This window comes from Candidatus Rhodobacter oscarellae (assembly GCF_001078595.1).
Classification (GTDB): Bacteria; Pseudomonadota; Alphaproteobacteria; order Rhodobacterales; family Rhodobacteraceae; genus Rhodobacter_B; species Rhodobacter_B oscarellae.
The window spans coordinates 468,845-489,328 of sequence record NZ_LFTY01000002.1; the positions used below are offsets into that span (position 1 = coordinate 468,845).

Annotated in this window: 19 protein-coding genes and 1 riboswitch; of the genes, 16 read left to right on the forward strand and 3 right to left on the reverse strand. The window is 64.8% G+C overall.

All coding sequences use genetic code 11. The features are described from left to right. Window positions 1-145: 145 nt before the first annotated feature. From AIOL_RS07310 to AIOL_RS07355, 10 genes are all read left to right on the forward strand, one after another. Entirely contained in the window at window positions 146-1,309 is a 1,164-nt protein-coding gene (locus AIOL_RS07310) for an isovaleryl-CoA dehydrogenase (RefSeq protein WP_049642383.1), read from the forward strand. A gap of 179 nt (window positions 1,310-1,488) precedes the next feature. Further along, complete coding sequence (locus AIOL_RS07315) at window positions 1,489-1,983, forward strand: lysozyme inhibitor LprI family protein (protein WP_049642384.1); 495 nt, start codon at window positions 1,489-1,491, stop codon at window positions 1,981-1,983. Then, on the forward strand, window positions 1,983-2,498 hold the full coding sequence (locus AIOL_RS07320; RefSeq protein ID WP_049642385.1) for a hypothetical protein: 516 nt from the start codon (window positions 1,983-1,985) through the stop codon (window positions 2,496-2,498). Before AIOL_RS07315 ends, AIOL_RS07320 begins: the two co-directional genes overlap by 1 nt. A 3-nt stretch (window positions 2,499-2,501) precedes the next feature. After that, window positions 2,502-4,100 (forward strand): carboxyl transferase domain-containing protein, encoded by a 1,599-nt coding sequence (locus AIOL_RS07325; protein WP_049642386.1) that lies wholly within the window; start codon window positions 2,502-2,504, stop codon window positions 4,098-4,100. A 222-nt stretch (window positions 4,101-4,322) separates the two neighbouring features. Beyond that, entirely contained in the window at window positions 4,323-6,275 is a 1,953-nt protein-coding gene (locus AIOL_RS07330; RefSeq protein WP_049642387.1) for an acetyl/propionyl/methylcrotonyl-CoA carboxylase subunit alpha, read from the forward strand. After that, window positions 6,272-6,901, forward strand: a complete 630-nt coding sequence (locus AIOL_RS07335) for a glutathione S-transferase family protein (protein WP_049642388.1) — start codon at window positions 6,272-6,274, stop codon at window positions 6,899-6,901. The genes AIOL_RS07330 and AIOL_RS07335 overlap by 4 nt, the downstream gene beginning before the upstream one ends. Further along, window positions 6,898-7,554: a glutathione S-transferase family protein gene (locus AIOL_RS07340; RefSeq protein WP_049642389.1), complete on the forward strand. Its 657-nt coding sequence runs from the start codon at window positions 6,898-6,900 to the stop codon at window positions 7,552-7,554. Before AIOL_RS07335 ends, AIOL_RS07340 begins: the two co-directional genes overlap by 4 nt. Window positions 7,555-7,819: 265 nt before the next feature. Next, entirely contained in the window at window positions 7,820-8,671 is an 852-nt protein-coding gene (locus tag AIOL_RS07345) for a hydroxymethylglutaryl-CoA lyase (RefSeq protein WP_049642390.1), read from the forward strand. A 3-nt stretch (window positions 8,672-8,674) separates the two neighbouring features. After that, window positions 8,675-9,190, forward strand: coding sequence for a DUF6653 family protein (locus tag AIOL_RS07350; RefSeq protein WP_049642391.1), 516 nt, complete (start codon window positions 8,675-8,677; stop codon window positions 9,188-9,190). After that, window positions 9,180-9,965: a crotonase/enoyl-CoA hydratase family protein gene (locus AIOL_RS07355; protein ID WP_049642392.1), complete on the forward strand. Its 786-nt coding sequence runs from the start codon at window positions 9,180-9,182 to the stop codon at window positions 9,963-9,965. Before AIOL_RS07350 ends, AIOL_RS07355 begins: the two co-directional genes overlap by 11 nt. 346 nt (window positions 9,966-10,311) lie before the next feature. On the opposite strand, the gene AIOL_RS07360 is transcribed toward AIOL_RS07355, so the two are convergent. Both AIOL_RS07360 and AIOL_RS07365 read right to left on the reverse strand, forming a co-directional pair. After that, on the reverse strand, window positions 10,312-10,701 hold the full coding sequence (locus AIOL_RS07360) for a hypothetical protein (RefSeq protein WP_049645311.1): 390 nt from the start codon (window positions 10,699-10,701) through the stop codon (window positions 10,312-10,314). Between the two features lie 56 nt (window positions 10,702-10,757). After that, the gene (locus tag AIOL_RS07365) at window positions 10,758-11,810 is read right to left on the reverse strand and encodes an alkane 1-monooxygenase (protein WP_326973084.1); all 1,053 of its coding nucleotides are present in this window, start codon (window positions 11,808-11,810) and stop codon (window positions 10,758-10,760) included. 93 nt (window positions 11,811-11,903) lie between these two features. Here AIOL_RS07365 and AIOL_RS07370 point away from each other — a divergent pair, with 93 nt between their 5' ends. The 5 genes from AIOL_RS07370 (at window position 11,904) to AIOL_RS07390 (ending at window position 17,702) form a co-directional block, all read left to right on the forward strand. Continuing rightward, on the forward strand, window positions 11,904-12,569 hold the full coding sequence (locus AIOL_RS07370; protein ID WP_082152464.1) for a lysoplasmalogenase family protein: 666 nt from the start codon (window positions 11,904-11,906) through the stop codon (window positions 12,567-12,569). A gap of 63 nt (window positions 12,570-12,632) precedes the next feature. Next, window positions 12,633-13,967 (forward strand): signal recognition particle-docking protein FtsY, encoded by a 1,335-nt coding sequence (gene ftsY / locus AIOL_RS07375; protein WP_049642394.1) that lies wholly within the window; start codon window positions 12,633-12,635, stop codon window positions 13,965-13,967. Window positions 13,968-14,342: 375 nt separating this feature from the next. Next, window positions 14,343-15,992 carry a Na/Pi cotransporter family protein gene (locus AIOL_RS07380; RefSeq protein ID WP_152912418.1) on the forward strand — a complete coding sequence of 550 codons (1,650 nt, stop codon included), beginning with the start codon at window positions 14,343-14,345 and terminating at the stop codon, window positions 15,990-15,992. 181 nt (window positions 15,993-16,173) lie between these two features. After that, the gene (locus tag AIOL_RS07385; protein ID WP_049642396.1) at window positions 16,174-17,073 is read left to right on the forward strand and encodes a DMT family transporter; all 900 of its coding nucleotides are present in this window, start codon (window positions 16,174-16,176) and stop codon (window positions 17,071-17,073) included. After that, window positions 17,070-17,702 (forward strand): inner membrane-spanning protein YciB, encoded by a 633-nt coding sequence (locus AIOL_RS07390; RefSeq protein ID WP_049642397.1) that lies wholly within the window; start codon window positions 17,070-17,072, stop codon window positions 17,700-17,702. The genes AIOL_RS07385 and AIOL_RS07390 overlap by 4 nt, the downstream gene beginning before the upstream one ends. Window positions 17,703-17,930: 228 nt before the next feature. Here the strand turns inward: AIOL_RS07390 and AIOL_RS07395 are convergent, their stop codons facing one another. Then, entirely contained in the window at window positions 17,931-18,878 is a 948-nt protein-coding gene (locus AIOL_RS07395; protein WP_082152466.1) for an alpha/beta fold hydrolase, read from the reverse strand. 117 nt (window positions 18,879-18,995) lie between these two features. Continuing rightward, window positions 18,996-19,074: riboswitch (SAM riboswitch) on the forward strand. Between the two features lie 48 nt (window positions 19,075-19,122). Here AIOL_RS07395 and metZ point away from each other — a divergent pair. Then, entirely contained in the window at window positions 19,123-20,304 is a 1,182-nt protein-coding gene (metZ, locus tag AIOL_RS07400; protein WP_049642399.1) for an O-succinylhomoserine sulfhydrylase, read from the forward strand. The last annotated feature ends 180 nt before the right edge of the window (window positions 20,305-20,484 follow it).

Below are 20,484 nucleotides of genomic sequence, written 5' to 3' on the forward strand. Positions count from 1 at the left end.
CGCCTCATCGCAGGCGCGGCGCGCGCTGCGGGTCCGGGATTGCGTATTTTCGACAAGGTGAAGCCGGGAGGCATTTCTTGTTTTGACAGGTGCGGCGATTCTGATTAGTAAATGAACAAGCGTTCAATAACCGCGAGGCCGCGCTATGTTTCTGGCATCCATGGAGTTTGACCTGGGCGAAGATATCGCCGCCCTTCGCGAGAGCGTGCACCGCTGGTCGCAAGAGCGGGTGAAGCCGCGCGCCGCCGAGATCGACGCCGAGAACAACTTCCCACCCGAGCTTTGGCGCGAGATGGGCGATCTGGGCATGCTCGGTGTCACCGTCGAAGAGGAATATGACGGGCTGGGCATGGGGTACTTGGCCCATACCGTCGCGGTCGAGGAGGTCGCGCGGGCCAGCGCCTCGGTCTCGTTGAGCTATGGCGCGCATTCCAATCTCTGCGTGAACCAGATCCGGCTGAATGGCACGCCCGAGCAGCGGGCCAAATACCTGCCCAAGCTCGTATCGGGCGAGCATGTCGGCGCTCTGGCCATGTCGGAGGCGGGCGCCGGGTCGGACGTCGTGAGCATGAAGCTGCGCGCCGAGAAACGGAACGGCTATTACCGGCTGAACGGCAACAAATACTGGATCACCAACGGCCCCGACGCGGACACGCTGGTGGTCTACGCCAAGACCGACCCGGAGGCGGGCAGCAAGGGCATGACAGCCTTTCTGATCGAAAAGACCATGGCCGGGTTCTCCACCAGCCCGCATTTCGACAAGCTGGGGATGCGCGGCTCCAACACCGCCGAGCTGATCTTTGAGGACGTGGAGGTCCCGTTCGAGAACGTGCTGGGAGAGGAGGGGCGCGGCGCGGCGGTGCTGATGTCGGGGCTTGATTACGAGCGCGTGGTGCTCAGCGGGATCGGCGCGGGCATTATGGCGGCCTGCCTGGACGAGGTCATGCCCTATATGGCCGAGCGCAAGCAGTTCGGGCAGCCGATTGGGAACTTCCAGCTCATGCAGGGCAAGATTGCGGATATGTACACCGCGATGAACTCCACCCGCGCCTATGTCTACGAGGTGGCCAAGGCCTGCGACCGTGGGCAGGTGACCCGGCAGGACGCCGCGGCCTGCGTGCTTTACGCCTCAGAGGAGGCGATGAAGGTCGCGCATCAGGCGGTGCAGGCAATGGGCGGGGCAGGGTTCTTGAACGACGCGCCCGTGGCGCGCATGTTCCGCGACGCCAAGCTGATGGAGATCGGCGCGGGCACGTCCGAGATCCGGCGCATGCTGATCGGGCGTGAGCTGATGGGGAAGATGGGGTGACGCATACGCGCCGTCTTTGGTGGGCGCCTGTGGGCGCGGCGCGTTCCACGCGCTTGGGCGTGATCGCCGCGCGCGGAGCCCGGGCAGAAGGCACGGCCGGACATCGCCTTTAGAGGCGGTTCTGGAGCATGGAAGATGATGCTAAGCATGGGCCACAAAGAGTTATTGGAGAACGATTGATGTGGAGATGGGTGACCCTTCTGGGCATATTGGCGGCGCCGGCCGCGGCGCAGGATATAAGCTATAGCGACGCCGGAACGCTGTCCTGCTTGAACAGAGCCGGGGCCTCGGGCGCGCAGGAGCGCTGCATTGGGATCTCCTCGGGGTCGTGCATGTCGGCGACCCCGATGGGCGGCACGACAATTGGGATGTCAGAGTGCCTCAACCGCGAATTGACCTTTTGGGATGTCAGGTTAAACGCAATGTACCGGGAGCTGCGCGCGCAGGAACGCCGCGAGGATGCCTCGGGCGGCACGCCCAAGGGCGCGCCACGCCAGGCGGACCTGCTGCGCGACATGCAGCGCGCCTGGATCACCTTCCGCGACCGGACATGCGATTATGAGCGCGCGCAATGGGGCGGCGGGACCGGCGGCGGCCCGGCCTATACCAACTGCCTGATGGTGCAGACGGCCAAGCAAACGATCTATCTCGAGCAAGCAATGGGTTACAATTGATGCGGTTTCCTATCCTTCTTGCCGTGGCGCTGCTGCTGGGGGCGGCGAAGACGCCCGTCTGGGCGGATGAGCTGCCGCCAATCGAGCCGCAGCTCTTGCCCGCCGCTAAAGCGCCCACCGTGGCCTGCATCGGCACGCTCGACAATGGCAGGACCTGGGGCGAGTGCATGGCTTTGCTCTTCGAGCCCTGCGCGGCCACAGAGGTGGGCTCGTCGCCGCATCTGACCTGCCTTCTGGCCGAGCGCGAGACCTGGCTCAGCGTGATCGCGGGCGAGCAAGAGGCCGTCAACGCGGTCGTTTCAAGCAAGGGCGCGATTGAACTTGGACAGTTGATGAACCAGTGGTTCGGATATGTCGGCAACAAATGCGCCGAGGTGGGTGCGGGCAAGGGCCAAACCGGCGCCGACACCGCCCAAGTGGGGTGCGAGATGTCCCAGATGGTATCGCTGGTCGCCGAGCTGGTGGATTGTCGCGAGGGTCGCTCTCAAGCGCCTTACTGCGTCAGGCAGGAGTAGGTTTTGAAACTAAAGTCACAACTCATCGTCGGCTCCGAGGCTGCGCGGACCAATCGCGCGGCGCATCTGGAGGTTTTGCGCGTGGCGCAAGAGGCGGCCGAGAGCGCGGCTCTTGGCGGCGGGGAACGCGCGCGAAAACGGCACTTGGATCGCGGCAAGCTTTTGCCGCGCGACCGCGTGGCGGGGCTCCTTGATCCCGGCGCGCCCTTCCTAGAGATCGGCGCCACCGCGGCGCATGGGCTCTATGGGGGCGACGCCCCTTGCGCGGGCGTGATCGCGGGCGTGGGGCAGGTGATGGGCCGCCAGGTCATGGTCGTGTGCAACGATGCCACGGTGAAGGGCGGCACCTACTACCCGATGACGGTCAAAAAGCACCTGCGCGCGCAGGAGATCGCCGCCGAGTGCCATCTGCCCTGCATCTACCTGGTCGATAGCGGCGGCGCGAACCTGCCCAACCAGGACGAGGTCTTTCCCGACCGCGAGCATTTCGGGCGCATCTTCTACAACCAGGCGCAGATGAGCGCCAAAGGCATCGCGCAGATCGCCGTGGTGATGGGCTCCTGCACCGCGGGCGGGGCCTATGTGCCCGCGATGTCGGATGTCTCGATCATCGTGCGCGAGCAGGGCACCATTTTCCTAGCCGGTCCCCCATTGGTCAAAGCGGCCACCGGTGAAGTTGTTAGCGCCGAGGACCTGGGCGGTGGCGACGTGCACACGCGGCTCTCGGGCGTGGCGGACTACTTGGCGGAGGATGACGCCCACGCGCTGGCGCTTGCGCGCCGTGCGGTTGCGTCCCTTGGCGGGGGCGGGACAAGTCCCGCCCTACTGGGCGAAACGCCCGCCTACGACCCCGAGGAAATCCTCGACGTGGTCCCCGGCGATCTGCGCACGCCGTATGACATCCGCGAGGTGATCGCCCGTCTGGTGGACGGCTCATATTTTGACGAGTTTAAGCCGCGGTTTGGCGAGACTCTGGTTTGCGGCTTCGCGCGGGTTATGGGGCAGGATGTCGGGATCGTGGCCAATAATGGCGTGCTATTCTCGGAGAGCGCGCAGAAGGGCGCGCATTTTGTCGAGCTCTGCTCGCAGCGCAAGACCCCTCTGGTGTTTCTGCAGAACATCACCGGATTCATGGTGGGGCGGAAATACGAGAACGAGGGCATCGCGCGCCATGGTGCCAAGATGGTGACCGCGGTGGCCACCACCGCCGTGCCGAAGGTGACGATGCTGGTGGGGGGCTCTTTTGGGGCGGGCAATTACGGCATGGCGGGGCGGGCCTACAGCCCGCGATTCCTGTGGACTTGGCCCAACAGCCGCATCTCGGTCATGGGCGGCGCCCAGGCCGCGGGCGTGCTGGCCACGGTCAAACGCGAGGCGGTAGAGCGCGCTGGCGGCAGCTGGAGCGCTGACGAAGAGGCCGCGTTCAAGCGCCCCACCGAGGAGATGTTCGAGGAACAATCCCACCCGCTTTATGCCTCCGCCCGGCTCTGGGACGACGGCATCGTGGACCCGCGCCGCTCGCGCCAGGTACTGGGTTTGTCGCTGGCCGCCAGCCTGAACGCCCCCATTGAAGAGACGCGGTTCGGCGTCTTTCGGATGTAGCGGCCGTGCCCTTTGGCGCGCCTCCCACCCGCCCACCCCGGCGCCCCAAAGGGCACGGGGGTGTCGCGCATTTGGCGGCCTTGGATATCCATCTCCGCCCCGACCTGACAGGGCCATCGCCTGAGAGCGCCATCACCTTCGAGCGCTTCTCCCGCCGCGGATCCTGCGGCCTTCTCGGACGGGCGGTTGCACATCACCAGAGACGTCCCATCAAGAGGCGACATGTTTGACAAGATCCTAATAGCCAACCGGGGCGAGATCGCCTGCCGCATCATCGAGACCTGCCGCCAGATGGGTGTGGGCACGGTCGCGGTTTATTCCGACGCCGACGCCGGCGCGCGCCATGTGGCGCTGGCGGATCAGGCGGTGCATATCGGCGCAGCACTGCCCGCTGAAAGCTACCTGCGCGGCGCGCGCATCATCCAGGCCGCGTTGGACAGCGGCGCTCAGGCGATCCATCCGGGCTATGGGTTCCTGTCGGAGAACCCCGATTTCGTGGAGGCCGTGGAGGCGGCGGGGCTCACATTTATCGGCCCCTCGGGGCAAGCGATCCGCGCCATGGGGCTGAAAGACGCGGCCAAGGCCTTGATGGTTGAGGCCGGCGTGCCGGTGGTCCCCGGCTATCATGGCGCGGGTCAAGAGGATGCGCGGCTGGCGGCGGAGGCCGACAAGATCGGCTACCCGGTGCTGATCAAGGCCGTTGCCGGCGGCGGCGGCAAGGGCATGCGGCTGGTCGAGGCCGCATCGGAGTTCGGATCCGCATTGGAGGCGGCGCGCGCCGAGGCCAAGGGCGCCTTCGGCAATGACGCCGTGCTGGTTGAGAAGTTCATCCAGAGCCCGCGCCATATCGAGATCCAGGTCTTCGGCGACGGCACCCGCGCGGTGCATCTGTTCGAGCGGGACTGCTCTTTGCAGCGCCGCCACCAGAAGGTGATCGAGGAGGCCCCCGCGCCGGGCATGCCCGAGGCGGTCCGCGCCGCGATGGGCGCCGCCGCCGTGCGCGCAGCCGAGGCCATTGGGTACAAGGGCGCGGGCACGGTGGAGTTTATCGTGGACGGCTCCGGCCCGCTGCGCGAGGACGGGTTCTGGTTCATGGAGATGAACACGCGCCTGCAGGTCGAGCACCCGGTTACCGAGTTCATCACCGGGCTCGATTTGGTGGCTTGGCAGCTTCTGGTGGCCTCTGGCGCGCCATTGCCCGCACGGCAAGACGAGCTGGCGATAGACGGCCACGCGTTTGAGGCGCGGCTTTATGCCGAGGACGTGCCAAAGGGGTTCCTGCCCGCAACCGGGCGGCTGACGCATCTGTCCTTCCCCGCAGGCGCGCGCGCCGACACTGGCGTGCGGGCCGGGGACGAGATCAGCCCTTACTACGACCCGATGATCGCCAAAGTGATCGTGCATGGGTCGGATCGCGAGCACGCCTTGCAGAAGCTGCGCCAGGCGCTGGCCACGACACAGGTCGCCGGCACCGTGACCAACCTGGCGTTTCTGCGGCGCCTGGCGGCGCATCCGGGCTTTGCGAAGGGCGCGGTGGATACCGGCCTTATTGGGCGGGACCTGGACGCGCTGACGCAAGAGCCGGTGCCGTGCAGCAAGTCGCGGGCGCTGGCCGCGCTGGGCGCTTTGGGGCTGGGGGTCGCGCCGCGGCGCGCGGCTGAGGGGTTCGCGCTGTGGCAACCGATGGAGCATCAGGCGCGGCTTGACTGGCGCGACGAGGCGATCCTGGCCCGCGTGCAGTGCCAGGGCGGCGGCTACCTGGTGCGCCTCGACGGCGGCGAGGCCGCGCATCACATCCGGCGCGAGGGCGAGGATTGGTGGATCGACGGCGGCAAGGTCTCGGCAGAGCTGGTGGTCACCGGCGAGGGGCATGTCAGCGTCTTCTGGGGCAACGGCTATCACTTCACGGTGCCGGATCCGTTGGCGGTCGCCGCGGGCGACGCGGCGGGGGGGGACGTTATCGAGGCGCCCATGCCGGGGCTCGTGAAGGCGGTGTTCGTGGAGGCGGGCCAAGAGGTGCGGCGAGGCGACCGCCTCGCGGTCCTAGAGGCGATGAAGATGGAACACACGCTGACAGCGCCGCGCGATGGGGACGTGTCCGAGGTGCTGGTCGCCACCGGCGCGCAGGTCGAGGCCGGGGCGGCGCTGATCCAGTTGACGGAGGACGACGCGTGACCCTGCGATTGGTCGGATATCGCCACAGCGTCTATGCCTGGGCCGTGCGCATGGCGTTGGCAGAGCTCGGACAGCAGGCCGAGTGGCACGAATTGGACCCTTTCGCGCCCGAGGACGCGGATGCGCTGGCGCCGCACCACCCGTTTGGGCGCGTGCCGGTGCTTTGGGACGGCGAGACACGGATCTACGAGACCGGCGCAATACTCGCCTATCTCTTTGCCGAGCAGGCCAGCCCGCTGCGGGCCGCCCGGGGGCGGCAAGTGGCCGGGATCGTTGATAACTACGCCTACTTGGCGCTGGTGCGCGGGGCCTTCGCCCATGGCGCTTTCCGGCCGTGGATTGGCGAGGCGCCCGACCCTGAGGTGCTGGCCCAGGGCCTGGACAAAGCGCCAAGAATTCTGGCAGCGTTGGACGAGATCGCCGCGGAGGGCGTGGTGCTGGCCCGCGACCAGGTCGGACCGGCAGATTGCCACCTGGCCCCGATGATCGGCTATTTCGCAATGACGCCCGGCGCGCGGGCGCTCCTGGCGCGCCACGCTGCGCTATCGCGGTGGTTCGACGCCGTCTCGGGGAGGGAAAGTTACCTGTCGACGCGGCCGCCTATATTCACGGAGGGTTCCGCATGATCCGGCTGCACCACGCCCACCAGACGCGCTCCATGCGCACGCTGTGGCTGCTCAACGAGCTGGGCGTTGACTTCGAAACGGTGATCCGGCCCTTTGACAAATCGCTGCGCTCGCCGGAATATCTGGCGCTTAACCCGGCGGGCCGGGTGCCCGCGCTGGAGATCGACGGGCGCACGATCTGGGAGACCGGCGCGATCACCGAATACCTGTGCGAACGCTTCCCGCAGGCGGGCCTGGGCCGCGCCGCCGGAGACGCAGAGCGCGCGGACTGGCTGATCTGGGTGCATTTCTCCGAGACGCTCAGCCAGCACGGCGCCGCGCTGACCCAGCAGCATATCGCGCTCTATGATGACGCGATGCGATCCCCTGTGGTGATGCGGCTGGAGGCGAAGCGGCTAGAGAAATGCTATGGCGCCATCGAGGCGCGGCTGGAAGGGCGGGACTATCTGCTGGATGCTGGTTTCTCGGCGGCGGATATCTCGGTGGGGCAGGCGCTCTATATGACGCGGCATTTCGCCCGGCTGGAGCCCTTTGCCGCGCTGGCGTCGTGGTATGGCCGGATCACCAAGCGCCCAGGCTTTCGCGCGGCCCTGCCGCCTGCGGGGGCCGAGCTGCTGTACCGCGAGGCGTTCTACGCGCCCTGGGAGGCGTGATGCGACGGATCGGCGCGCGGCCCCAGGTTCATTGGAAAATTAGGGAAATATTCGGCGAATCGGTGGAAAATGAACCTGGGTGGGTTCGATCGAACCCGTTTCCAAAAGGGGCGGCTGCGCCGCGCATGTTGTGCCCACGTGCTCAGGCCAAGGCCTTGCGCGCGCGGGCGCGAAAGACGCGAGGCGACGCGAAACAGGGGCGTTTCATTAGCATCACGTATCGTTACTTGCGCCTTTGCGAAAAGACGCGTTCGGAGGTCGCAGTATGACAGGCTCGGTCGAAATATTCGAAGTCGGGCCCCGCGACGGCCTGCAAAATGAGCCCGCTCAAATATCTACGCTCGACAAGGTCGCGCTGGTTGATTGCCTGTCTCGGGCCGGGTTCCGACGCATTGAATGCGCCTCCTTCGTGTCGCCAAAATGGGTGCCCCAGATGGCCGACAGCGCCGAGGTTATTTCGGGCATCTCGCGTGCGACTGGCGTGTCCTACGCCGCGCTAACCCCCAATATGCGCGGTTTTGAACGCGCCACTGCGGCAGGGGCCGATGAGATCGCCATTTTCGGCTCCGCGTCCGAGGGGTTCAGCCGCGCCAATATCAATATGAGTATCGCCGACAGCCTGAAGGCCTTCGTTCCGGTCGCCGAGGCCGCGCAGTCGCGCGGCATTCCTGTCCGGGGCTATGTGTCCTGTGTGGTGGAGTGCCCCTATGACGGGCCGGTCACCCCGGACGCGGTGGTAAGGGTGGTCGAGGCCCTGGACGCCATGGGCTGTTATGAGATTTCCTTAGGTGATACGATTGGGCGCGGGCAGCCTGATGCGGTGGCGGCGATGCTCGCCGCGGTGCTAGATATCCTCCCCGCAAATAAGCTTGCCGGGCATTTTCATGACACAAGCGGGCGGGCGCTGGAGAATGTGGATGTGGCTTTGGAACACGGAGTGCGTGTGTTTGACGCCGCCGTCGGTGGTCTTGGCGGGTGCCCCTATGCGCCCGGCGCGGCGGGCAATGTCGCGACCGAGGCATTGGCCAAACATCTTGCGCACCTGGGCTACCGGACGGGTCTCGATATGGGCGTGCTGGACCAAGCCGCCGATATGGCCCGCGCGATGCGGAGTTGAGCCATGGATTTGATGAAACGTGCCGAGCGGATGATGTCCATGGACGACCGCACATGGCGCCGCCATTGCAACCCCTGGTCCGGCTGGACGCGGATGCTGACTGCGCTGCCGCTTTTGGTTTTGGCCGTATGGAGCCGCGTTTGGCTCGGCTGGGGCGCGCTCATTCCCATCTTCCTGGCCCTGGCCTGGATCTGGTGGAACCCGCGCGCTTTTCGCGAGCCCAAGCGTTTCGACGCCTGGATGAGCCGCGGGGTGCTGGGCGAGCGCGTCTATTTGGAGCACCGTTCCGAGATCGCCGCGCACCATCGACGGGCGGCCCTGGTGCTTGCCCTCCTAAGCCTTCCCGGAGCGCTTGTGATGATATGGGGCCTCATCGCGCTTTGGTGGGAGGGCGCCGTCTTCGGCGCGATCCTGGCGGGTTTGCCGAAGATCTGGTTTGTGGACCGCATGGTCTGGATATTTGAGGATTGGCGCCGCGAGGGCCGCGACGTGCCGGGGATGAACGCGCATGAGCTATGAGATGATATCTGTCACTGCCGACGCCCGGGGCGTGGCCACGCTGACCCTGGATCGGCCTGAGAAGCACAACGCTCTGTCCGGTGCGATGTGCCAAGAGATACAGGCGGCCATTGCCGAACTGGGTTCCGATCCGGCCATCCGCGTTGTTGTGCTGACTGGGGCGGGCAAGAGTTTCTGCGCGGGCGGTGATCTGGACTGGATGCGCGCGCAGATGACAGCCACGCCCGCCGAGCGCGGCGCAGAGGCGCGAAAACTGGCGGATATGCTGTTTGCGATCAACACCTGCCCCAAACCCGTCGTCGGGCGATTACAGGGCCAGGCGTTTGGCGGCGGTGTGGGCATGGCCTGCGTGTGCGATGTCGCCATTGGCGTTGCGGATGCAAAATTCGGCCTGACGGAGACCCGGCTCGGTCTCATCCCTGCCACCATCGGCCCCTATGTGCTGGCCCGCTTGGGCGAGGCAATGGCCCGGCGCGTCTTCATGTCAGCGCGGATTTTTGCGGCCGAGGAGGCCGCCGCGCTTGGCATCCTGTCCAAGGCTGTTGCGCCGGACGACCTGGACGCCGCGGTGGAGGCCGAGGTCGCCCCCTATCTAGATTGCGCACCGGGCGCGGTTGCTGCGGCCAAGGCCCTGGCGCGGCGGCTTGGCCCGCCGATCGACGACGCGGTGATCGACATGTCCGTGGCCGCGCTGATCTCGCAATGGGAGGGGGACGAGGCCCCAGAGGGGGTCGCGGCCTTCTTTGAAAAACGCCGCCCGAGTTGGGCGAAGTAGCGGCGGGGCGCTGCGGGGCGCCGGTTTGGCCTGGTGCTGACGTCGAAGACCTACCGCCCCGGGCTTGATCCGGGGCCTCCCCCTTGAAACGAGCGCAACCCGGGCAGCGGCCGACCTGGAGGTCGCTTGCGCATCAGGTCTAGCAACAACAACATCTCTGGAAACCGAACCGTTTCAACGAGATGCACGGTTGCAAAAGCGGCCTCCTGGGGGAGGTCGGCCGCTGCCCGAGGCAAGCTCGGGCGGTTGCATTTCTTGGGTTCGGTTCCATCTGGTGTCGGCAAGCGTTGCTGAAGCGGAGTGCTTGAAGGCAAAGGGTGCCCCAGTCCAACACCAACGAGGCCCCTTAAACGCCGACCTCCGGTCCCAAGCACCGCAGCGGTTCGCTGGAACGCTCCGCTGCGTAAAGCTCGCGACCATCCGAGGCGCCCATGAATCGCGCCGTCAGCCGCCCGGCCTCCTGCGTGAAGATCCAGCATTGCGGGGTGTCGGGGTTGTGCTCGTAGACAAAGCAGATCTCGCCCGATGCCTCGTACCAGTACCCCTCTTGGCACTCGTCGCCAATGAAGGACCACCGCACGCGCCGGTTGGGCAGGTACTCTTCGATGCCGTAGGTCACGCCGCTCTCGGCATAGGTCAGGGTCTGGCCGGTGACATAGGCCTCGAACTCCTCGGCGCTCATGCCGGCGTTGGCGGGGGCGGCGAGAACCGCGAAAAGTATGGCGAGATGGCGCATATGCGCAGTCTGGCAGATGCCGACGGCTTGCACCAGTGAAACCCCGCGGATTGGTTTCAGGCGGCGAGAGGTTGCCCGTGCGGATCACCCAGTGGCTCGCTTTGCCAATAGGCCAGCCGAGGGTCCATGATGCAGCGCCAGAGCGGTGGGGCCAGCGCGATAAACGACATCGCCGGCAGGCTGAGCGGCAAAAGCGGCGCGATTTGCACGTCAGGCACGTCAAGCTCGGGGAAGCGGCGGGCGGGGTGCAGGTGATGCGCCGAATGGCGCGGCGCATGCAGCATCATGTGGCCGGTAAACACATGCGGGGCGTTCCAGGAATGCTCTGGGCCGACGGGCTCGGGCTTGCCGTCCGCCTCGCGCCGGACCAGGCCGTAATGCTGGACGTAGTCGGAGACCAGCAGCTGGGACTGCGCAAATAGCGCAAGCCCCAGAAACGCGGCGAGCCCGGTCCAGCCGCCGATCAGGAAGGCCAGGGCCATAAAACCAAGGGCGCCGCTCAGATAAAGCGCGTAGGGATGGCGCCACGCGGGCGCGTCGCCCCGGCGGGCAGTCTCGGCCCGAAGCCCGGCGCCGAAGCCAGCGGGCCAGGCCCGCGCCGCGAACGCATAAAAGCCTTCGCCGGCCCGCGCGGTGTTGGGGTCGCGCGCGGTGCCCACATGGCGGTGATGCACCAAGGGATGGGCCGAGCTGTGATGCCCAAAGAGCAGCGAGATATAGACCCACTTGCCCAGCCCGTGCAAAACCCTGCTGCCGCGATGGATCAACTCATGTGCATTTGCGTTGCTGATCTGCCCAAAGAACAGCCCCGCGCCGAGAAATAAGGCAGCGCCCTGGACGGGCGCGATGCCGCGCCCAAAGGCCCAGACGACGAGCCCAAACACGGCAAAATGCGCCACGGCCAGGGCGGCGGCCAGCAGGTCGCCCGCGGGGAACTCGCTGTCGGGGGCATCGGCCCAGGCGATCAGCTCGTCCATCGCAAAGGCAAAGAGCGTCAGATATAAGAGCGCGCCCCAGGCCCAGGCGCCGCCCAAGGTGGCGCCCAGCACCAAAAGTGGCACGGGCGTCAGGCTGGCCAAAGCGAAACCGGCACCGGATCGCAGCATCATTCTTCCTCTCACGGGCCGCGTGCAGACGCGGCAGACTGGGGAGTGTAGAACGTTAACACTTGGCCGTCATCATGACGGGATTGGTGCCAAACTGTGGAGGCCTTAGCAGACGTGACCTTGCCTTGGGTGCTTTTCCTTTGCGGGTTGGCGATTTCGCCCGCCTATCTCTGGTTGACACTGCGGCCTGAGAGCTGGGTCAAAAGCGCGGTGAAGACCGCGCCGCTGGGCTTGTTCGCTGCGGCCGCGGCCGCGGGGGGCGCTCCTGCGTTCCTGACCGTGGCCTTGGTCCTTTCAGCGCTGGGGGATGCGGCGCTGTCGCGGGAGGGGCGCGCGTATTTCCTTTACGGTTTGTCCAGCTTTGGGCTCGCGCATCTGGTTTTCGTGCTGTTGTTTCAGCATCTTGGCGCGGGCGCCGCGTGGGAGGCCTTCGCGATCACGCCCCTGGTGGCGGTGGCGATGCTGGCGGCGGCGCTGTCGAGCGAGATCTGGCTGGCGCCTTACACCGCGCGCCTGCGCTGGCCGGTGCGGCTCTATGTGGCGCTGATCACCGTGATGGGGCTGACAGCGTTCAGCCTGCCGCCCGGGTTCGGGCTGGTGGCGCTTGGCGCGGTGCTTTTCATGGCCTCTGATGGGGTGCTGTCGCTGGTGTTCTTTCGCTTGGCCGCCGGCGGCGCGGCGCATCGCTGGGGCAGCTGGGCGCTTTGGGTGCTCTATATTGCGGCGGTGGCGGCGATCTTCCTGGGGGCATCTGGGCTCTGACCCCTTTCAAAGCGGTCGCGAACCCATTACCTCGGAGCGGGATTGGGAAAGAGCAGGGCGGCGATGTCATTTTTTGGGAAACTCAAGGACAGGTTGCTCCGGTCCTCCTCTAAGCTAGAGGAAGGGCTGGACGCGATCGTCGAGGATGGCGGCTCTGAGGATGCGGTCGACGCGCAGACCGAAGAGGCGCCGCAGATCGACGCAGACCAGTCTAAGGAGGCTGCCGCGCGCCAAGCGCAAGAGGCGGAGCAAGCCGCTCTGAAAGCCGCCGCGCAGGCAGCAGCGGCGAAGGCCGCCGCGGAACGGGCCCAGGCCGAGGCCGAAGAACGTGCCAACGCCCAGGCCGCAGAGGCCGCGGACCAAGAACGCGCCCGCGCCGAGGCCGAAGCCGCCGCCGCCCGGGCCCAGCAAGAGGCCGCGCGCCAGGAAGCCGACGCCAAACGCGCCGCCGAAGCGCAGGCCCAGCAAGAGGCCGAAGCCCGCAAGGCCGCCACCGCTGAAAAGGCAGAGCGGCCCGGTCTCATCGGGCGCCTGCTGGGGCGTGGCGAACAAAAGACCGTCATGCGCCGGGCGCTTGACGACGACATGCTGGAAAGCCTCGAGGAGTTGCTGATCACCGCCGATATGGGCGTCGACACGGCGCTGCGGGTGACCGCAAATATGGCCGAGGGGCGCATGGGACGCAGGCTCTCGACGGACGAGATCAAGGGGCTGCTCTCTGCCGAGATATCGCGCATTATGGAGCATGTCGCAAAGCCGCTGCCGATCTACAACAAGCGCCCCCAGGTGGTGCTGGTGGTGGGCGTGAACGGCTCTGGCAAGACCACGACGATTGGCAAGCTTGCCAGCCAGTTCCGCGCGGCGGGCAAGAGCGTGGTGATCGCGGCGGGGGACACGTTCCGCGCCGCCGCCGTCGAGCAGCTCCAGGTCTGGGGCGAGCGCGCCGGCGTGCCGGTAATGACCGCGCCGGAGGGCACGGATCCCGCGAGCCTGGCCTTCGACGCGATGGCGCGGGCCGAGGCCGAGGGCGCGGATCTGCTGATGATCGACACCGCGGGGCGTTTGCAGAACCGCGCCGATCTGATGGAGGAGCTGGCCAAGATCGTCCGCGTGATCCGCAAGCGCGACGAAAGCGCGCCGCATAACACCCTGCTGGTGCTGGACGCCACGACGGGGCAGAACGCGCTGACCCAGGTGGAGGTCTTCCAGCAGGTGGCAGATGTGTCGGGCCTGGTGATGACCAAGCTCGACGGCACGGCCAAGGGCGGCGTGCTGGTGGCGCTGGCCGACAAGTTCGGCCTGCCGATCCACGCCATCGGGGTGGGCGAGCAGATCGACGATCTGGCGCCTTTCGACCCCGAGGAGTTCGCCCAGGCGCTGACCGGCGCGACGGGGTGAAAGCTTGGGTTCCAGGCGGTTTGAGCAAGGCCAGACATTTGGGCCAGGCCTGCCGAAAGCGCTATCTGAGCCCAGCTTGAACGGAGAGTTGAAATAGTCGAACGGCTGTCGACCATGGCCTCTAGACAAACAAACGCCCGCATATAGGCCTCCCGGAATGGTGTTCTGTGGCGTAGGTTTCCTAGGGCGTTCCGACGATCTGGGTGGTTTTTTGAAGCGTTAGAGACGCGATCCTTTGCGCGTGGGCAATCACTTGGTTGCTTCAGAGGCTGGATCCTAAAACGCGGCAAAGCGCTATTGCACGTCTACTTCATTAGTGGAATATCTCCTGTTCGCTGCGCCATAGGCAACTTTTCGGAAAGGATCGGCCGCACTTTGATCGTATTTCTCCTTAATCTTGGTGGGGGCGTCGCGCTTTTGCTTTGGGCCGTGCGTCAGATTCAAACCGGGGTTCAACGCGCCTTCATGGCCGAGTTGCGATCGGGCTTAACTGTGGCAACATCCTCGCGCTGGATGGCCGGGATAGCCGGGGCGGGAACGGCGGTCGCCCTGCAGAGCGCCACTGGAGTCGCCATGCTAATGGCCGCTTTCGTGTCGCTTGGCACGCTGGGCATGCCTGCGGGCTTGGCGCTGCTATTGGGCGCCGACCTCGGCTCGGCGATTGCGGCGCGCATTTTGCTGGCTCCAATTGGCGCTCTTATTCCCTTTCTCTTGGTGATTGGCGTGCCGCTCTATCTTTCCAAGCATGCGCCAAAGCGGCGACAGGCCGGGCGCATACTTGTCGGTCTCGCGCTGGTGCTGCTCGCGCTTGGATTGATCAGAGATGCGACCGTCCCTTTGCGCGAGGCGAAGCTGGTCGGCGACATCGTGGAGTACCTGGGACGCGATCTTTATGCTGCTTTCCTGATTGGGGCCGTTCTGGCCTGGGCCGTGCATTCCAGCGTGGCAGCCGTGCTTATGATCGTCACATTCGCCGCCGAGGGCATGTTGCCGGCACAAGGCGCCGCTGCGTTGGTTTTGGGGGCAAACCTTGGTGGGTCGATGATCCCTTTCACGCTGACATTGTCTGAAAAAATGGATGTTCGGCGCATTGTGGTTGCAAACTTGCTGGCACGCGGTGTTGGCGCCGCGGTGGTCTTGTTTGCCTTGAATCTGGTGCCATCGGCTTTGGGCTATCTGGGGGAAACCGCGGGGGGACAGGCGATCAACCTTCACTTGGCCTATAATCTTGGCGTGGTTTTGTTGGGCTTGCCGGTATTGTCGCTTTTGCTGAAAATGTCTGCGTTCTTCGTTCGCGTTGATGTCGCCGAACCGGCCCAGCGGACATCTGCACTTGACGACCGCGTGTTGGACTCGCCAGATCAAGCCCTTGCCTGCGCCACACGAGAGATAATTCGCATGGGCGAGACTGTGGTCGATATGGCCGCCTCTGTGGTTGCATTGATCCACGCGTGGCAGCCGCAAAATGCAGATCAGATCGGAGAAGCCGAACAGGAGGTGGACGAGCTTCATCTTGCGATAAAACTCTATGTCGCGCAGATCCAGAAGGCCAAATTGACCGAGCAACAATCCAAACGCGCTATGGAATTGGCCAAGATCGCGGGCAATCTGGAGGAGGCCGCGAATTTGGTCTCTGGCAACCTCGTGGATCTTGCTCGCAAGCTTAGCATTGACGGCTTGTCCTTCTCCGATGCGGGATTGCGGGAATTAAGCGATTTTCACGCCCGCGTTCTTGCCAATCTTCAACTGTCGCTGAATGTGTTGGTCACCTCAGACGCGGATGCGTCACGGCAGTTGGTCGAAGAAAAAGACATGGTCCGGGCCGAGGAGCAGAGGCTTCAAAAACGCCATCTGAGGCGCCTTCGCAAGGGCAATATGGCGAGTATCGAGACCACGAATATTCACCAGGAAGCGCTTCGTGTGTTGAAGCAGATCAACGCCTTGTTCGCCTATGTTGGGTATCCAATTGTCGAAGATACCGGCGATCTTCTGTCATCTCGACTGCTTTCGAGACCAAACCAATAGCGTGCTAAAGAGGTCTATTTGCTGGGGGGCACCGGCTAGGCGCTGCTTGATACAGCTCCTCTACCGCGATCGGGGCGGTGGATTTTATCTGCGAATGTCGCCTGGGTTCCCAACATGATCATTCGCCAATCGGCGATGGTTCCCCCTTGCACTTCACCCGAAATCAGGATCGAACCAAGCCATGACCGAATGGCTCATGTCGCTGCCGGGCACCGAGACCGGCAAGCAGCTCGCGATTGTGTGCGCGCTGGTCTCGGCGTTTATGCACGCGCTGTTTGGGTCGATGCAGAAGGGGCGCATGGACCCCTGGATCAGCCGCGGGGCGTTCGATTTCTGGATGGCGGTGCTGGCGGCGCCGGTGGCGCTGTTCGTGGTGCCCTGGCCGGACGCGCAGACCTTCCTGATCCTGGCAGGCGCCATGGTCATACATTTTTTCTACAAGCTCACCATGACCTTGGCCTATGTTCGCGCGCCCTACACGACGGTCTACCCGGTGGTGCGCGGGACCAGCCCGGTGATCACCGTGATCGCGGCGAGCATCTTCTTCGCCGAAAGCTATTCGGCCACGCAATGGTTAGGGATCGCCTTTGTGTCCGGCGGCATCCTGGCGCTGTCGGCGCTGAACATCGCGCGGGGCGAGACCGCACGGGGGCCGCTCCTGAGCGGGCTGGCGATTGCGTTTCTGTGCGGGCTCTTTGTGGCCGCCTACACCACTTGGGACGCCTGGGGGATCCGCACAGCGCAGACGCCCTTCGTTTTCCTGGCCTGGTTCTTCTTTCTCAGCTCGCTGGACTTCCCCATCATCTCTTACCTGCGCTGGCGCCGCGCCGAGGCGCCGCCGCGGGCTGCGCGCATCATGCGCAACGGTTTTTTCGGCGCGCTGGTGGCATTTGTCAGCTTCGGCGGGGTGATGCTGGCGACCTATCTCGACAAGGTCGGCGAGGCGGCGGTGCTGCGCGAGACCTCCACGGTTTTTGCGGCTATCATCGGCTGGATTTTCCTGAAAGAAGCGGTTGGACCGGGGCGTGCGGCGCTTATGGTCTTGATTGCGGCGGGCGCGATCATAGTTGAGTTCGGATGACAGAAGAGATCGACATGGCCGAAGAGAAAAAGATCAACCCCATGCTCAAGCTGGCGCTGGATATGGGCCCTATCATTGCGTTCTTCGTGGCCTATTTGCGGCTGCGCGACGAGGTCTTCACCATCAATGGCACCGAGTATTCCGGCTTCATCCTGGTCACGGCCGGTTTCATCCCGCTGCTCGCGCTGACCACGTTCATCCTCTACCGGCTGACCGGCACGGTCTCGAAGATGCAGATCATGACGCTGGTTTTGGTGGTGTTCTTCGGCGGGCTGACGATTTGGTTCAATGACGAGCGCTTCTTTAAGATGAAGCCGACGATGATCTACGCGCTCTTCGCGGCGGTGCTGGGCGTTGGGCTGTTGCAGGGGCGTTCCTATCTGCAAATTGTAATGTCCGAGGTCCTGCCGATGAAGCATGAGGGCTGGATGATCCTCACGCGCCGGGTGACAGGGTTCTTTGTGTTCCTGGCGCTGTTGAACGAGGTGATCTGGCGCACGATGTCGACCGACGCCTGGGTGAACTTCAAGACCTTCGGGCTGACCGCCGGCGTGTTCGTGTTCTTCATGCTGCAATCGCGGCTGTTCCAGACCTATGGGATCGAGACGGCGGACGGCGAAGAGGGTTAGGGCAGGTTTTGGCCTGGAGCGGACCTTCGCAGGTGGCAATTTTCTTCCAAGAAAATTGCGAAACTCTTGCAAGAGTTTCTTCAGCGCGCCCCGAAATGATCGCTCTATCGCAACCTCTTAACGGCGCGCGGGGCCACTTTCCTTGGAAGGAAAGTGCAAATCTCTTGCAAGAGATTTGGCCCTTCCAAACGCCTGCTCCAGGCCAGAGCAGCTCCAAGTCTAACCCGTTTATAAAACGCCGCGCCGCCGCCCTGGATTGGGTCTCAGCGTTACCACGGCCTCCCAGATCCGCGACCAGCGCGGCCGGGTGCGGGACGGCAGGGCGTGCTTGAGCATCGCGAGGTTCAACCGCTCCGGGTCCCGAATGAGATCGCCGTAGAAGCGCAGCAGCCCAGGGCGCAGATAGGCCCACCAATGGCAGACCAGCGCGGTTGGTGCCGGTGTGCGGTAGCCCAACTCGCTCATCTCGCTTCGCGTGCGGCGGCAGTCCATCTGGATGTCCAACCAGTTCCCAGCGTTCAGCCAAAGCCCGGCGCCAAGACATCGGTCGCCCTGCGAGGGCGCTGGCAGCAGCCACTCCACAAGCGTATCGAAGAGGTCGTTTTCGCGGCTGGTGATGTTGATGAACTCGGCGGTTTGGCCGGCGGGGGTGCCCAGCATCGCGGCGGCGGTGCTCTGGAACTCGGCGGGGGCCATCAGAACGGCGCGCCCGATGCTGCCCGCCGGTAGGGCGGGTATCGCGGCCAGGGCGACGCGGGCGCCCAGGCTGTGCGCGACGATATGCACGGGGCAGGGCCGGTGGTCGCGCACGCATTGGATGACGCGGGCCAGAACGTCACCGGCCTGCTGCGCGTTGCGCCAGGCCCGCCAGATCGAGCCGCGCGCCTCCCAGCCGAGCGCGATGCAAAGCCCTTCGTTCTGGTGGCCCTTGCCAAAGCCTAGATGCTTTGGCCAGCTGAGCGCCTTCCAGCAGCCGCGCCGGGGCCGCAGCGCAAAGATATGGCGGTGCGGGTCGGACAGGGACGTCGCGGGCGAGAATTTGTAGCCGTGGATTAGGACGATGATGGGGGCGCGCGGCGGCACCTGCGCCAAGTTTCTTGCAATAGCGGCATCCAGGGTTTCGTGGCTTTGCGGCTGCGGCAGGCCGTTGACAACATTCACTTTCAACAATGACATGCCCGTCGACCCTACAACATGTTGTGGCTGCGTGATGCCGGAAACCTACGACAATTCGGTGAACAATGGGTTACAGTTGCGTGACGCTCTTGACCTCGGCGGCGGGCGGGGCTACGCAACGCGTACCGTGGCGATTTGTTCACCGGATTGCGGGCCACGTTAAACATGCTGCTAAAGAGGTCGAGGTTCTTGCAACCCCCGGCGCTCTTTGCGGTGGGGGTTTTGTTTTGGAAGGACGGCTCAGATGAGTGACACCTGGAACACCCGGACCAAGCTGGTCCATGGCGGCACGCGGCGCAGCCAGTATGGCGAGATGGCCGAGGCGATCTTTATGACCCAGGGGTTTGCCTATGAGAGCGCCGAGGCGGCCGAGGCGCGCTTTATCCAAGCCGGCGAGGATGAGTTCATCTATGCGCGCTACGGCAACCCCACGGTGCGCATGTTCGAGGACCGGATGGCGGGGATCGAGGGCGCCGAGGCGGCATTCGCCACAGCCTCTGGCATGGCGGCAGTGAACGGGGCGCTGATGTCTCTTTTGCGGGCGGGGGACCATTTGGTCTCGGCGCGCGCGCTGTTTGGGTCCTGCCTCTATATCGTCGAGGACATCCTGCCGCGTTTCGGGGTCGAGGTGACCCTGGTGGATGGCACCGATATCGAGGCATGGCGGGCGGCGATCCGGCCCGACACCAAGGCGGTGTTCCTGGAATCGCTGTCGAACCCGACGCTAGAGCTCATCGACATCAAGGCGGTGTGCGACCTGGCCCATGCGGTCGGTGCGCAAGTCGTGGTGGACAACGTCTTTGCGACGCCGATCTTCAGCCGCGCCTTCGATCTTGGCGCCGACGTGGTGGTCTATTCGACCACCAAGCATGTGGACGGGCAGGGGCGCTGCCTGGGCGGCGTGGTGCTGGGCCGGGCGGAGTATATCCGCAAGGTGCTGGAGCCCTATCTCAAGCACACCGGCGGGGCGATGTCGCCTTTCAACGCGTGGGTGATGCTCAAGGGCCTAGAGACGCTGGACCTCCGGGTGCGGGCGATGTCCGAGAGCGCACATAAAATCGCGCATGCGCTGGCAGGCCATAACAAGCTGGCGCGGGTGATCTACCCGCACCTTTCGGGGCACCCGCAGCACGCGCTCGCATTGCGGGACATGGAACAGGGCGGCACGGTGCTGTCGCTGGATATCCATGGCGGCCAGGAGGCGGCCTTTCGGGTGCTGAACGCGCTGCAGATCTTCACGATCTCCAACAATCTTGGCGATGCCAAGAGCATCATCACCCACCCCGCGACCACGACGCATCAGCGCCTGGACGTGGCGCAGCGGGACGCTTTGGGGATCACGCCGGGCCTGATCCGGGTCAGCGTGGGGCTCGAGGATGTTGGCGATCTTTTGGCAGATCTAGAGACAGCTTTGGCGGCCGCCTAGGCCGCCTTCTGCGCCGCGCATGCAAGCCGTGCAGGCGGGGCAGGCGCGCCCGACAAAAACAGCTTGATAACCAGCCTGCACCGAGCGCACCCGGACCCGCGGCGGTTCCGGCGTATAAAACTTTCGGTTTACTTGCTTGGAACTAATGTGAGTAACTTCAACGCATTACGCCGTGTGAGT